Annotated in this window: 12 protein-coding genes (2 of these 12 running past the window's edge); 8 read left to right on the forward strand and 4 right to left on the reverse strand. The window is 40.2% G+C overall.

Annotation, left to right across the window (positions count from 1 at the left end):
• From grpE to LEP1GSC062_RS08720, 7 genes are all read left to right on the forward strand, one after another.
• Positions 1-297, forward strand: the final stretch of a protein-coding gene (gene grpE / locus LEP1GSC062_RS08680) for a nucleotide exchange factor GrpE (RefSeq protein ID WP_010577003.1). Its footprint begins 357 nt before the window's first position; only the last 297 of its 654 coding nucleotides appear in the window; its start codon lies beyond the left edge, outside the window; its stop codon occupies positions 295-297.
• Between the two features lie 34 nt (positions 298-331).
• Positions 332-2,263 carry a molecular chaperone DnaK gene (dnaK, locus tag LEP1GSC062_RS08685; RefSeq protein ID WP_010577002.1) on the forward strand — a complete coding sequence of 644 codons (1,932 nt, stop codon included), beginning with the start codon at positions 332-334 and terminating at the stop codon, positions 2,261-2,263.
• A 279-nt stretch (positions 2,264-2,542) separates the two neighbouring features.
• Positions 2,543-3,661 carry a molecular chaperone DnaJ gene (dnaJ, locus tag LEP1GSC062_RS08690; protein WP_010577001.1) on the forward strand — a complete coding sequence of 373 codons (1,119 nt, stop codon included), beginning with the start codon at positions 2,543-2,545 and terminating at the stop codon, positions 3,659-3,661.
• Positions 3,662-3,782: 121 nt separating this feature from the next.
• Positions 3,783-4,751, forward strand: a complete 969-nt coding sequence (locus LEP1GSC062_RS08695) for a Gfo/Idh/MocA family protein (RefSeq protein ID WP_010577000.1) — start codon at positions 3,783-3,785, stop codon at positions 4,749-4,751.
• A gap of 23 nt (positions 4,752-4,774) precedes the next feature.
• A complete protein-coding gene (locus LEP1GSC062_RS08700) occupies positions 4,775-5,323 on the forward strand; it encodes a YqgE/AlgH family protein (protein WP_010576999.1) in 549 nt (182 codons plus the stop codon).
• Between the two features lie 64 nt (positions 5,324-5,387).
• Complete coding sequence (locus LEP1GSC062_RS08705) at positions 5,388-5,675, forward strand: hypothetical protein (RefSeq protein WP_010576998.1); 288 nt, start codon at positions 5,388-5,390, stop codon at positions 5,673-5,675.
• Between the two features lie 1,343 nt (positions 5,676-7,018).
• The gene (locus LEP1GSC062_RS08720) at positions 7,019-9,157 is read left to right on the forward strand and encodes an adenylate/guanylate cyclase domain-containing protein (protein ID WP_020983987.1); all 2,139 of its coding nucleotides are present in this window, start codon (positions 7,019-7,021) and stop codon (positions 9,155-9,157) included.
• Positions 9,158-9,707: 550 nt separating this feature from the next.
• On the opposite strand, the gene LEP1GSC062_RS08725 is transcribed toward LEP1GSC062_RS08720, so the two are convergent.
• A complete protein-coding gene (locus LEP1GSC062_RS08725) occupies positions 9,708-10,319 on the reverse strand; it encodes a hypothetical protein (protein ID WP_039941606.1) in 612 nt (203 codons plus the stop codon).
• Positions 10,320-10,902: 583 nt separating this feature from the next.
• On the opposite strand from LEP1GSC062_RS08725, the gene LEP1GSC062_RS08730 reads away from it, so the two are divergent.
• Positions 10,903-11,124: a hypothetical protein gene (locus tag LEP1GSC062_RS08730; RefSeq protein WP_020984009.1), complete on the forward strand. Its 222-nt coding sequence runs from the start codon at positions 10,903-10,905 to the stop codon at positions 11,122-11,124.
• A gap of 244 nt (positions 11,125-11,368) precedes the next feature.
• On the opposite strand, the gene LEP1GSC062_RS08735 is transcribed toward LEP1GSC062_RS08730, so the two are convergent.
• The 3 genes from LEP1GSC062_RS08735 to LEP1GSC062_RS08750 form a co-directional block, all read right to left on the reverse strand.
• The gene (locus LEP1GSC062_RS08735) at positions 11,369-12,277 is read right to left on the reverse strand and encodes a DMT family transporter (protein ID WP_020983995.1); all 909 of its coding nucleotides are present in this window, start codon (positions 12,275-12,277) and stop codon (positions 11,369-11,371) included.
• Positions 12,278-12,347: 70 nt separating this feature from the next.
• Complete coding sequence (gene lpxD / locus LEP1GSC062_RS08740) at positions 12,348-13,364, reverse strand: UDP-3-O-(3-hydroxymyristoyl)glucosamine N-acyltransferase (protein WP_020983984.1); 1,017 nt, start codon at positions 13,362-13,364, stop codon at positions 12,348-12,350.
• A 1,296-nt stretch (positions 13,365-14,660) separates the two neighbouring features.
• A protein-coding gene (locus LEP1GSC062_RS08750) for a DUF3995 domain-containing protein (RefSeq protein WP_010576993.1) crosses the window boundary here: on the reverse strand, positions 14,661-15,000 show its 3' portion. 80 nt of this gene lie beyond the right edge of the window; only the last 340 of its 420 coding nucleotides appear in the window; its start codon lies off the right edge, out of view — the gene reads right to left on this strand; the stop codon is at positions 14,661-14,663.

Consider the following 15,000-nt stretch of genomic DNA (forward strand, 5'->3'; position numbering starts at 1 on the left):
GAAAGAGTCGGCGCGACTCAAAGTCCATCGGAAGAATTAAAACCTTTCGTGGACGGGGTGGCGATGATTCTTAAGGAATTTTATTCCGTATTAGAAAAATCGAATGTAATTCGTTTTGATCCGAAAGGGGAATCCTTCGATCCGATGTCGATGGAAGCTCTTTCTTCGGAAGAAGGGGATCAATACTCGGAAGAAACCGTCATAGACGTGTACCAAGCTGGCTATTACTACAAGGAAAACGAAGACAAGTTTACGCTTCGGCCTGCAAGGGTTCGAATCGGCAAACCGAAGTCATAATTAGAATCTCAGGGAAGTATAAAGGAGAAAAACAATGTCCAAGGAAAAGATTATAGGAATCGACTTAGGAACAACTAACTCGGTCGTTTCTGTTATGGAAGGTGGTGACCCGGTCGTTATTCAAAACTCAGAAGGAGCTAGAACAACTCCTTCCATCGTAGCATTTACCGCAAAAGGAGAGAATTTGGTCGGCCAGTTTGCAAAGAACCAGGCGATTACTAACGCGGTAAATACGATTCGGTCCGCAAAACGTTTTATCGGGCGTAGAATCAGCGAATGCGAGTCGGAAATGAAACATGTCTCGTATAAGGTCATTCGTTCCGGTAACGAGGGAGTTAAGTTCGAAACTTCCGCGGGAGAATTTACCCCTCAAGAAATTTCGGCTCGCGTTCTCATGAAAATGAAACAGACCGCGGAAGACTATCTCGGCCAAAAAGTAACCAAGGCCGTGATTACCGTTCCTGCTTACTTCAATGACGAACAACGTCAAGCGACTAAGGATGCGGGAAGGATCGCCGGTCTTGAAGTCGAAAGGATCATCAACGAACCTACCGCGGCCGCTCTTGCTTACGGTTTTGATAAGAAAAACGTAAATTCTAAAATTGCGGTTTACGATCTCGGTGGTGGAACGTTCGACATTTCCATTTTGGAGCTTGCCGACGGAGTTTTCGAAGTGAAATCCACAAACGGAGACACTCACCTCGGAGGAGACGACTTCGACATGGCGATCATGGAATGGATGATCTCCGAATTTAAGAATCAAACCGGAATCGATATTTCCGCGGATAAAAATACCGTTCAAAGATTGAAGGAAGCCGCTGAAAAGGCGAAGATCGAGCTTTCCGGAACGATGTCTACCCAGATCAATCTTCCTTTTATCACTGCGGATGCATCCGGTCCGAAACACTTGGACATGACTCTTTCCAGAGCTAAGTTCGATCAACTGACTAAGTCTCTTGTGGATCGTACTCGGATTCCTTGTGAAAATGCCCTTCGTGACGCGGGGTTAAAAGCTTCCGATATCAACGAAGTGATCTTAGTGGGTGGTTCGATTCGGATTCCCGCGGTTCAAGAACTCGTCAAACAGATCTTCGGAAAAGAACCGAACAAATCCGTAAACCCGGACGAAGTAGTTGCGGTTGGAGCTGCGATTCAAGGTGGAGTTTTAGCCGGAGAAGTCTCGGACGTTCTTCTTCTCGATGTGACCCCTCTTTCTCTCGGAATCGAAACTCTTGGTGGAGTGATGACCAAATTGATCGAAAGAAACACTACGATTCCTACGAAGAAATCCCAGGTGTTTTCCACTGCGGCGGACAATCAATCCGCGGTATCGATTCATGTTCTTCAAGGTGAGAGAGAGATGGCTTCTGCGAATAGAACTCTCGGCCGCTTTGATCTGATCGGAATTCCGCCTGCGCCAAGAGGGGTTCCTCAAATCGAAGTTACTTTCGATATAGACGCTAACGGAATCGTGCACGTGTCAGCGAAAGATCTTGGAACCGGTAAGGAGCAAAAGATCAGAATCGAATCTTCCTCCGGATTATCCGAAGACGAAATTCAAAAGATGGTTAAGGATGCGGAAGCTCACGCCGCCGCGGACAAAGCCCAAAGAGAAGTGATTGAAGCGAAAAACGAGTTGGATACGCTTGCTTATTCTCTTGAAAAGACCGTGAACGAAGCGGGGGATAAAATCGGAGCAAGCGAAAAGCAGCTTGCGACGGACGAAATCAAACGCGCACGCGAAGCAATCGAAAGTAACGATAAGGCAAGAATGGAATCCGCGAAAGCTTCTATTTCTAAAATTGCTTCTGATATCGCTACTAAGATTTATTCACAAGGCGCACCCGGTGCGGAACAAGCCGCAGGATCAACCGGTCCCGATCAAGGACAAAACGATCAGGGTAAGAACAACGGTGAAAAGGTCGTCGACGCGGATTACACCGTGGTGGACGATGAGAAAAAATGAAGGCGCGGAACGATTTTTAGAGAGCGGCGCATGATCGAAGGCTTTCAAACGGAACTTGAAGGAGCGATTCTTGAGTTCTTGAGGTTCGGAAATGTGATCGATGTTTTGTAATTTAAATTTCTTGAATATAAGGAATTTGAGTTTTGAGAAAAGTCGAAAAAACGTTGTGTGAGCCGCGTAGGAAGCTAAAAACTTTTCTACGCGGCGTTTTGGAGTCATCGATTATTCAAAAGAGAGTTCGAACAGGCATCCAATTCAACGTTTACTTGGAATTAAACAATGAGTGAAAGAAGTTACTATGATATTCTTGGGGTTTCCAAGAGCGCTAACGACGAGGAAATCAAATCCGCTTATCGTAAGTTGGCGATCAAATATCATCCCGATAAGAACAAGGGTAATAAGGAATCCGAAGAAAAATTTAAAGAAGCCACCGAAGCCTACGAGATCTTACGGGATCCGAAAAAACGTCAGGCTTACGATCAATTCGGAAAGGCCGGTGTCGGAGCCGGAGCGGGCGGATTCGGTCAAGGCGCGTACACTGATTTCTCTGATATTTTCGGAGACTTTGGGGATATCTTTGGTGATTTCTTTGGCGGCAGTAGCAGGGGCGGTTTCAGCGGCGGAAGAAGATCCGGTCCGCAAAGAGGCTCCGATCTACGCTATAATTTGGAAGTTTCCTTAGAGGACGCCGCGCTCGGCAGGGAATATAAAATCGAGATTCCCCGATTGGAATCTTGCGGAGATTGCAACGGTTCCGGAGCGGCGAAAGGAAGTTCGCCGACTACTTGTCTGGATTGTGGCGGTTCCGGCCAGATTAGAAGAACGCAGGGATTTTTTTCCGTGGCGACGCCTTGTCCTACTTGTAGAGGAAAAGGAACGACGATTTCCAATCCTTGTAAAACTTGCGGTGGTCAAGGTCTTCAGGAAAAACGCAGAACGATCAATATCAAAATTCCTCCGGGAGTCGAAACCGGTTCTAGGCTCAAGGTGTCCGGAGAAGGTGAGGCCGGGCCAAACGGCGGATCTCACGGAGATTTATATGTGGTCACGCATATAAAGAGACACGAACTTTTCGAGCGCCAAGGAAACGATCTGATTCTCATTCGGAAAATTACTTTGGCTCAAGCGATTCTCGGAGCGGAAATCGAAGTGCCGACAATCGACGGTAAAAAGGCTAAGATGAAAATTCCGGAAGGAACGGAATCCGGTCAAGTGTTCCGGTTGAAAGGTCACGGAATGCCGTATCTCGGCGCTTATGGAAAAGGAGATCAACACGTAGTCGTGAAGATCGAAATTCCAAAAAAGATCACGAGAAGACAAAGAGAACTGATAGAAGAGTTTGCGAGAGAGTCCGGAGAAAACATTCCCGGATCCAAAGGAAAAATCTTTACAAAGTAAAAAGAATTCGGTCTTTTTCTATTCTCGGAATGAAAGAATAAAAGGATCGATTTCTACATATAAAGATCGGTAAAGAATTTTCGAATAGAGCGACTAAGCTGCACAATACAAAGGAAATACAATGACGGAAAGAGTAAAACTCGGCGTGATCGGAACCGGCCACATGGGCCAGTATCATGTAAACGTGGCAAAAACTCTAAATGATGCGATCCTCGTGGGAATCTATGATGCAGATACTGAAAGAGGAAAACAAATCGCGGAAAAGCACAAAACATCCGCATTTGCGACGATCGACGATTTGATCTCAAAAGTAGATGCGGTAGTTGTCGCTGTTCCTACTTTTTTACATCACGAAATTGCAAAGAAGGCTTTGGAAGCCAACAAACACGTATTAGTCGAAAAGCCGATCGCAGAAACAACCGAGCAGGCAAAAGAACTCGTAAAAATCGCCGCAGACAAGAATTTAATTCTTCTTGTGGGTCATGTGGAGAGATTTAACGGTGCAGTATTAGAATTAGGTAAAATTGTAAAAGATCCTTTACTTATCGAGTCGAGAAGGCTTGCCCCTTTTAATCCGAGAATCAAAGACGTAGGTGTCGTTCTCGATATGATGATTCACGATATTGATATCGTGTTAAATCTGGTCAATTCTCCCGTTAAAAAGCTTTCCGCTTCGGGAACAAAGGTATTGTCCGCTCACGAGGATGTCGCAAACGTTGTACTTGAATTTGAGAACGGATGTCTCGCAAGTATTACCGCGTCCAGAACGACTCAAGCGAAAATTAGAACCTTGAATATCACTCAGAAAGACGTGTACATTATGCTCGATTTTACGGATCAGGAAATCGAACTGCATAGACAAGCTACTTCCGATATTCTTCTTTTATCCGAAGAGATTAAGTATCGCCAAGAATCGATTGTGGAAAAGATTTTCGTTCATAAGGATAATCCGCTCAAACAAGAACAGGACCATTTTATCCGTTGTATCAGAAAAGAAACGGATCCGATCGTAAATAGAAATTCTGACGTTTCCACTTTGGAAATCGCCTATCAAATTCTTTCTGAAATTCACGGAACTTCTAAAAGGTAATCCGGTCTGAAACTGGTTAAGATATGGAAGAAACTTATAACGGAAAAATTCTAATCTCCAACTCTTCGATTGTTATGGACTATTTTAACCAAACGGTTATCTTAATGGTGGAGCATGACAATCAAGGTGCTTTCGGTTTGGTACTGAATAAAAAACAGAAGGTGTTTATCGGAGATGTAATCCAAGGAATCCCGGATCATGTTAGTCGTACTCTTCCGATTTATTCCGGTGGTCCTGTGGATCCTACGTTTATATCGGTGTTACACGAAGACAATAAAATTTCTCAACCCGGAATTGAAGTGATTCCCGGTTTGTATCTCGCGAGAAGTTATGATACCCTTCTGGAATTATTGAAATCCGCTTCCAAGTTTCACGTATACCAAGGATATTCCGGTTGGAGCGCAGGACAGTTGGAAACTGAGATGGATCGTAAGTCTTGGGTGATTCATGAAGCCACAAAGGATTTTGTATTAAATCAAGATCCTGAAACAACATGGCAGGAAGCTCTCAAAAGCAAGGGCGGGATTTATAAGTATTTTGTCGAACACACAAAAGATCCTATGTTGAATTGAAGCCGTTTTTAATCTTTACAGAGAAATTCGGATTATTATGATCAAAAAACAGAGAGGTTAAGGTATGAAAAAGTTTCAAAGCTTGTTTTTTATTTTTACGATTATAGTTTCTTTATTCCTGATCGAAAATCTTTCTGCGGATGGTTGTTATATTTGCACTTCCGGGTCCGCGGATCATTGTAGAGACTATTGCAGGTATGTTGGTTCCGATACATTTGATAACAGAAAAAAATGTCAGGACAAAGGTTGTAAGGTAGGAGGTACCGCTTCTTGCCCGACCGCTTCCAATTACAAAGTTTGTTCCGCTAAGGCGAGTATTTCTACTTCGGAATTTTTCGCGTCCAACCATTAGTAAATTCTCATATGATCTCAATGGGAGATCCCTCAAGTATGTGTTTTATTTTTCTTTGGAAAGTCGTTTGCGAATTTGTTTTTTAAGATAATGACTTTCAAGAATTGAACGACAACGAAGCGCTTTTCAAAATAGGCAAGAATCGTATGGAAAATCCATTTCTTCGAGCTTAAAACCTGCCTCAAAGCCTTAAAAAGAAATCAGTTACAAATCATTCAATCAATTTGTAATAAAAGTGCGGGAATTCCCACAGATTCCGTCCCTATCGATTTTCGAACGGATTTTATTGTTGTTAAATTCTCGTTGGAGTTCATACATTCTGAGGCTTTGGGATATTCTTTTTCGTTATTAAATTCTTATAGGAGTTTCCACATCGGTCTTGAGAAAGGCTTTTATAAAAAGTTCGTTTTTAAGTGATTTCATACAAACTCGTTGGGAATTATAAATACTTTTTTCTTTCCCATTTGTTGGAATCTTGGAACAATTTCACAAACTTTGCCCTGCAAATTTCCTCTATAAATTTGATGCGGGAGCGTTTCGGAAATATCGGTTGCGGATATTATCTCATATATAGAATTATGATTATTGAATATATTTTATTCGTTTCCTTTCTCGGATCTATCGTGAGCTCGGAGCTACTTCTGTATTGTCCTCAAAATAATTTTCAAAAGTGCCTTTTTACCTATCTGAGAATAAATTAACGTGAGTTCGGCGTGATTCATTTTTTTTGTAGGAAGTTGGAATTTGAACTTTGTAAATCTATTCTAAAATGTGGAACTACAACAAATCGCGATTTTACGAACAAATTCTAAAAGTAGGGGCTCCTACTTCTAAAAAATTCTTTCTCATTTTCATACGCCGAATTCACGTTATTTAAACTACGTAATATTTTTTGTATCTTTTGGATATGATACTTTTATCAAGTCGGACAATCAATTATGGTCGGATGGATTTCCGGATCATTTGGATTTGGTGACGAATTAAGTTCGTTCGATTGAGAAAAAGGATGAGTTGTGAGGTTTCGGATCGGGTTCAGTCAAAAGATATAACTTGTTTAATTGTTTTTAATGAATATTCGAACTTTTATCCGTTATGTTCATGGATACGGAAAAGAATTTGAAAATGAAATTTCCAATTACGGATAGAGAAATTTCAGGTAAACTTTGTGTCGTCTTTAAGGGAGTTGCGGAAAATAATAAACTGTGGTAGTATCTTGAGGATCGATTCGTTACTGTAGAGTCGTTTCTTCGAGTAATTGAATGGAAATACACTTCAGATGTGTAGAAGTAGAATATTCAACTTGACCGACTTCAAAATTGGAAGAGAAAATTAAGAAAAGTTCCATGATACGATTCAGTTTTTTCCAAAGACAAGTTTTACTTTTTTTCGGATTCTTTATTGTTTTAAATCAATGTGCGTTAGAATTGGAACGTCCTCAGGTCTCCGCCGTTTCGGGAGTCATCGATCTTTCTTCCTGGAATTTTGAAAAATACGGTCCGGTTGCGTTGCAGGGCGATTGGATTTTTCGTTGGAAAGAATTTATTGAAGATCCGGAAGTAAACTCGGAAAAAAATAGACTCATGCCCGTTCCCAAAGCTTGGACTCGAATCCAAGAGCCGCACGGAGAAAATTATCCTGGAACCGGAATTGCAACATACTTTTTGAAAGTGATTCTCCCTAAAGATCTAAGTTCGACAAATCTTGCGATTTTAGCGGAAACTTCCGAAACCGCATACGAGGTTTGGGTCGATGGGGTTAAAATCGGAACTCAAGGTGTTCCCGGAAAAACTTTGGATACATCCACGCCCGAATGGAACGTAAAAATTTTACCTTTTCGAATTCAAAAAAAGGAATTTCAAATTCGAATTCCACTTTCCAATTTTTATCACGCCAGAGGCGGATTGACCGCGCGTTTGATACTTGGAAATGAGGATCAGATCATTCGACTGAGAGAAAAAAGGATGACTGTAGACGTTTTTCTTCTCGGGTTTTTAATCGCGATGGCGTTGTATCATTTCACTCTTTATTTTTTAAGAAAAAAAGACGCGGCTCTTTTGTATTTTGGGGTTCTTTGTTTTGTGTTTTGTTTCAGAGAAATCAGCACCGAACAAAATCTCATCCAAGTGATTTTTCCTGGTGTTTCGTATCTTGTTCATATGAAAATCGTTTACCTAAGTTTCTATCTGATTCCTCCGATTACGTCAGCTTTTTTGAGAGCTTTATTTCCGGAGGAGTTAAAAAAAGAGATCCATTATATTGTCGTTTTTATCGCAGCGATTTTTTCCCTGATTGTCGTTTCTCAGGATCCTGTTCTATTTACGGGGACCATCGAATACTATTACGTGTTTACGTTTTTATGTTTTGCGGTCGGATTTTACGTCTTGGCGCTCGCATTGATTCGGAAAAAAACCGGTGCGATCGCGATCCTGATCGGAATTTTCGCAGTCTTTCTTGCATACAGTCAGGATATTTTTTATAATAAAAGAATTATACCTACGTTTATTCTTGCTCCGTTCGGATTGATCGCTCTCATCTTTTCTGAAGCTTACCTTTTGGCTAAAAGATATTCTCTGGCTTTCAATGCTATGGAGGACGTGTCTGAAAGTTTAAAAAAGGTGAATTCTTCTTACAGACTTTTTGTTCCGAAGGAGTTGTTAAGAATATTAAATAAACATGATATTCTGGACATTAAACTCGGGGATATTGCGGAAGAAGAAATGAGTCTTCTCTATAACGAAGTCCGAACTTTTTCCGATTCTTCTGAAAAGATGACAGGAAAGGAGAATTTCAAATTCATCAATTCTTTTTTAGGTAAAGTCGGTCCGGTGATTCGTGAAAGAGACGGATTTATCGATAAATATTTCGGAGAAGCCTTTTTAGCGTTATTTCCTCCCGAGCCCGAAAGGGCTTTGGAAAGTGCGGTCGAAATTCAACGAATTTTAAGGGAATTTAATCGAGAAAGGATCGCCAATGGAAAAGATCCGATCCGTTCCGGAAGTGGGATTCATACCGGACCAATTTTGCTGGGAACCATCGGAGAAGCGGAAAGGATGGAAAGCACCGTCATTTCATCTTCAGTGAACGTTGCTTCAAAAATAGGGCAACTTTCGAGAACGTACGAATCTTCCCTGTTGATTACTGATTCTACTTTATTTCGCTTAACAAATTCGTCCGAGTATTTCTATCGGGTTGTGGACCGGATTCAGATTCGAGATCAAAGAAGTGTTTATACGGTTTTGGAAGTGTTCAACGGACTTCCGGAAAATTTAATTGATTCTTACATGAATACAAGGGAGGAATTCGAGCGCGGAATCCTTTTGTTTAGAGAGAAACATTTCGAAGAGGCGTGTGTCGTTTTTAATCGAATCCTGGAAAAGAACCGGGCCGACCAAGCGGCAAGAGTGTATTTGGAAAAGTCCGTGCATAATTGTAGATTTGGAGTTCCTGAAAACTGGCAGGGGGTCACGCTATTAGGAGATTGAGTAAAGTAGGATCGATCTGTCTTAAAATCTCGGGAAGTGGGAACTCATTTTAGTGAATAGTGATTAGATGTTTTATTGTAAAAGTAAGAATTCCCGAATTACGGAAAAACCCCCTGACATCTAATACGAACTCCTTCAAATTTCCTTCAGGTTTTAGGACACGCTCTTAAATTATTCGGAAAATAGAAGCTATCTCAAAAATATCTGAAAATGATCGGAATCGGTGTTTTAAATAAAGATAAAGTATTTTTGAGATAGGTTTTACTGATCCCTATAAAATGGAATACCGTTAATTTGAGCACAAACCCCGCGTTTAGACGCAGAATTCCTGGCACCTTATTATATACTCTCAGTAATTGATTTTTTCGAAGGAATGTTTATTCTAAATTTAGAATATTATGGAATCTTTTTGGAAGTTTCGATTCGGTTAATTTAAAATTTGAATTCTTTTCGAAAATTCCAACTTGGGAAAGAAAAGTCATAAATTATGAAAAAATTATTTCCGATTCTCATTTTTGAAAGATTGGAAAAATGAGACATCTCTGCAACATTATACGGCGATTTCGTTGAAGAAGGTAAGGAGATTCGGTTCTTCTTGAGCTTTGAGGTAATCCAAAGATTGTTCGACCACCGAATCCAAATAATAGACATAGTTTTTATAATTTTTGAGAAATTCTTTTGTCGTTTCCATTTTTTCGAGAGGAATCTTTCCTTGAGCAATCAGTTGGAAAAGAGCTAAAATTCCAAAAGCAGATTTGAGAGAATCTTGATTGGTGGCAATTTTCAAAATCTCATCTAAATCCACTTCGGCAAAAGAAGGTAATAAGTCCGCAATCAATTCCAAGGCTCCGATCGGAATCTGGCGATCTAGAGATTTGACATAATTAATGATAACACGATATGCGCGGTCGTCCCCGACTCTGGAAAGAATTTGAAATACGCCTGAAAGAAGTTTTTTATGATAACCCCAAGAAAGTCTACCTGAATCCGCGTCACGCATCACTTGGTATAAAAAACTCCACACGAACTTATCGTTTTCGATTGCCTTGTTTGCGAGTTCGGAAAGCCATTCGTCAAAAGATGGGTTTTCTATTTCTTTTGAGAGAAATTCCATCAATTCAATCGGATTTCTTGTTTCAGGTATTTGATTTTTGGGAATCATAAGTATGATTATCTTATAAAGCAAAATCATTTTCCATTCTTTTTCTTGGGAAAGAAATGAAATAAATCAAAACCGAATACTTTTGTAAAGCTTTGGCGTGAACACTAATGTAGAAATAAAATTTGGTCCTGGAATTTTCTCGTGAGCCTTAATCTTAATGAAGATAATAAGAAACCGAAAACAAAAAAGGCACCGGTTTGTTTTCTTTTCTTAATTTTTGAACGGGATTTACAATCTATCCCAAAACTTAGAGAATTAAAAGGCTTCTTTTTAAATTTGTAACGGATGAATTATTAGAGTAAAAGACTTTGAAAGTGATGATCTATAAATTTCTTGTTTTATCGTGGAGAGTGAGAAAAAAACGATCTTAGAGATATTGTCAAAGCCCGAAGTGAAATATAGAAGAGACGACAATCCAGTTCTACAGAACGAAAAAGGAAAGTGCGTTATAAGTCAGGTTTTGAACCGAAAGTTCTACATAAAAATATTCGGGAACTTCCACATCTGAGGTTTTGGGACAGTTTCTAAAATCTTTTTGACACAAAGAAGATACTTCTTAAAAGATAAAGAAAGTTGGCTTATTATGAATCCTCTTTCAATTCAAATCTTTCAAGATATCTATCACGCTTTTCAATCGGGAAGAATGATGACTATGGAGGCTTTGGAGATCAATACTGCCAAACCCGCACATCAACTCAGACCCCATCTGGAGGATTTGAAAGAGTCCAGGTTCGTGGTCGAACATCCGGAAGGTTTTGGAATTGCTCCGTCCGGAATTCATTACTATAAAAGCCGCTGGGGTTAAAAGTAAGCGAGTAGCTTTCGTTATTCCCTCTTGAACAATTATAAATCCCGAAACGTCCTTGGCATTTATGAAAATCGTTTTCAAAGATACGATTCCACACTATTGTTCTATCGATTGTAAGGTTGCCACTATGACTATCGACTGTCTCCAGTCAATATGGGAATCCACGGGAACTTCGTCGCGAAAAGTTATTTAAAACCATAAAACAGCTTTTTTATAAAGATCCTAATCTCTGATTGGAATTTCAAATTCCGTCCTTTTTACTCTCATCATTTTGATTTCGATTCAAAAGAAAAACCGCAAGTACGGCAAAAGTGCCTCCGATCATCGTCGTAAGATTCGGAGATTCGTCTAGAAAAATCCAACTTCCCAAAAGAGCCGTGACTGGAACCAAAAAGATAAACGAACTCGCAACTCTCGAACCCAATTTGGTGGAAGCAAAAAAGTAAACCGTGGTTCCGAAAGTCGTAGCGATCACGGAGAGATAAAAAATATGAAACCAAAAATAAGGCCCGGAACTCAAAGCATTTTCCACTCCGTAAGGGAACGCGAGAAATAAATCTAGGATCGTTCCGATTACAAAAACGTAAAAGCTATACACAAGCGGAGAAATTGTCTGTCCTGTGCTGTGACTATTGATGCTTAAAAGAGCCCAACTAAACGCACAAAGAAGAAAAAAAATATTCCCGGACCGGAATAAAGAATTCAAATCGAGTTCCCAAAGCCTAAGTAGAATACAACCTCCGACCAGGCCTAATAAAAGTCCGATTCCTTCCCGAGCGGAAGGCAACTTTTTTTGAAAGGAATGTACGAACACATACGTAAAAATCGGGTTCATTGTGGTTACGAGAACCCCGCCTGCTCCCGCAAGTCCATTCTTCAAACCTAGAAGAAAGAATTGATTGTAGATGGTATAAAGAATTCCACCAATCGTGATCTGAAATAAAACTTTATAATTCGGTAAACGGAAAAATCCTTTTCTCCAGAAAACGACCGGAAAAAGAGAGAGCGCAGTCGCTAAAAATCTCCAGAAAATGATCACATTCGGATGCTGAGTTTCCACGATGAGCTTTGCAGAAGGCCAGGCAAAGCCCCAGGAAATCATGGCGATTACAAGAAGGACGTAAAATTTAGCGCTGGCGCTCGATGGCATAAAAGAAATGAGTCTCTTTTACCAATTTCAGGAATTAAAAAACAGATTCAATCTTTACTCGAGTTAACGTTTAGTTCTTAGAGCGATTCCTATGTTCTCTCACAAGTTCGGGAAGTTTAGACATGGAGGAATGGATTCTATGCATTTCCAAGGCGGGTTTTGCGGGAATACCGAAATAAGCGACCTTCTCGATACTATCTTCGCCAAGACCGGACATTCCCATCAGAATCGATCCTTTTCTCATCGTGATTCCTTCTGCGACCGCCGCATGACCGCCCATGATAACTCCGTCTTCCAAAGTAACGGAACCGGCAAGAACCGTTCCGCCAGCAATATAAACATAGTTTCCGACTCTACAATTATGAGCGATATGAACATGATCGTCGAATTTCGTATGATTTCCGATTGTTGTAGTTTCGATCGTTGCACGATCCACAGTACAACAAGCGCCCATTTCCACATAGTCTCCGATCACGGTATTTCCGATCTGAGGAATTTTGTAACGCACCCCTCCCTTATCATAAAAACCGAAACCGTCCGCTCCGATTACGGTATTTGAATGAATGAGATTGTGTTTCCCAAGAATACAATTGTAGCCGATTACAACTCCCGATTTCAATACTGTGTTTTCTCCGATCTTCGCTCCGCTTTCCACAATCACGTTCGGATAAATTTGGCAATTGTCTCCAATTTCCACATTTTCTTGGATTACGACAAAGTCCATGATCGTAACATTTTTTCCTAATTGAGCGCTTTCATGAATACTCGCTTTGTTTGAGATAAAAGGAGTAGGGGTTTTCGGTTTCTTTTCAAAGAGAGAAAGCAACTCGATAAATTTGAGTCTTGCCTCATGTTCCGGCACGATCAATGATGAGGTAAACTTATCGGCCAACGAAGGAATGGTAAGTGCCAATTGAACCTGCTTCACTTTCGGATTAGAACTAAGGTATTTTTTTGCTTCGAAATAGTAAATTCGATCCGGTAAAACGTTCGAATGGTTTTCAATGTCCCCGATTCCGTTGACATCCATTTCTCCGTTGCCCTTAAGTGCTACTCCGAGCGTTTTCGCTAAATCTTTGACTTTCATAAGATCAAATTTTTCTCATATAAAAAAAGGACTCAACTCGTTTTTATCTTTAAGATCTGTTATATAATGAAAACGGACACTGTTTGCTATTTTTAATTGCGGAGGTTCTTTTATAAAAGAGTGATTCTATAAGAGCAAAGATTTTTTCTTGAAATCTGTTTTGGTTTCTGAAAAGGAAAAAAATTAAAATATTCAGAATATAATCCGTATATTCAAAATTTAAAAAGAATGCGCCGTACGAAAGAGTTCTGAAATTTAAGAAAGTCGCTTCAAAAACCTAGATTTTTAAGATTGAATTCGAGTTGAAAGCCTGTTTTAAATCCCACAACGCGCCCTAAACACCGACCCATAGGAAGGTGTTTGCTGAGTTCAGGAAGCGTTGTGTTGAGTTCCTTCAACGCGCCCTAAACACCGACCCCTAGGAAGGTGTTTGCTGAGTTCAGGAAGCGTTGTGCCTGAGTTTCTTCAACGCGACTCTGTCGAGCGACCCATGTGATCTAACATTGTTGTAAAGAGAAATCACCTTTTGAAGCTGTTCGAAGGAATCCACACCGCAGAGTTGCGCCCTCAGCTCCAGTCAAAAAATTGTATATTTCTTTTATTATATTCTTATTATATAATTTCAATTTCTTGACTCCGCATCAATCGCTCACGCAGGGAACTTTTTTGAATGATACTGACCCCATCATCGGAATGAAAAATGACACCTGTGATCTTGTGGTTGAACGATTTACGAAATCGAATTGCCATCTTGAGAGCGGGAATTGAAGTTGTTCCGCATAAAGTTCTTCGCTCGCGTTTTAGGAATCAGTGGATAGGTGATTTACAAAAATAGAAAAATTCTACTTTGTTAACGTCTGATCCATCTATTAGGAAAATGTAACTGAACACTGACCCCTAACATCTATCCACTAAAACACGGGAACTTACATGTTTCAAGGGGTCAAGACAACATTACAGCTGCATATTCGTTCTAACCTTTATCGTTTGAAGTGCAAGTAATTCCCACATTTTACGTCTCCCTTATGGATTTTCGAACAGTTTTTTCGTTGTTCAATTCTTATAAGAGCTCCCCCATTCTTGGGACAGTTTTTAGTAAATTATGATTTTTAAATGTGTTTCCGGATTTTTCCTGATAGGAATTGTTTCGAAACTCAGTGAGCTGGAATCGGCCAGAATATCGATAGATGAAAACTTGAAAACTCTAGTATTAGAGAAAAAAGTTTTTCACTACAAGAAACAATGGTTTCCGTTTGATCCCGTTTTAAGACGCGGTTTCCATTCTCCGAGTTTGATTTAGAGTGTGGAAACGAACAAAAGGACGGAAAGTAGAAGACAAAGAGGAGAATAATATACGGTGTCGTTTTTCGCAAATTTCGTACCTCGGATCTTTTTGAAAAAGCCGAGGAGTCGGAAATCTCCGATTGCTCTGAGTAAAAACATCGCGGATAAAAAGTACGTTCCGTATTGAAAAACGTATCGGGAAATTCCGAACGAAACCTGTAGACCGATCGGAAATAAGGCCGCTAATAATAAAAGGAACCCAACTATCGCGGTGGCAAACCTTCCGGGTTGAAATGCCGGTTTGCCCTGTATTTCCGGAATTACCCGATTATTGATTCCAATTTTTCCCTTC

Source organism: Leptospira alexanderi serovar Manhao 3 str. L 60 (assembly GCF_000243815.2).
GTDB lineage: Bacteria > Spirochaetota > Leptospiria > Leptospirales > Leptospiraceae > Leptospira > Leptospira alexanderi.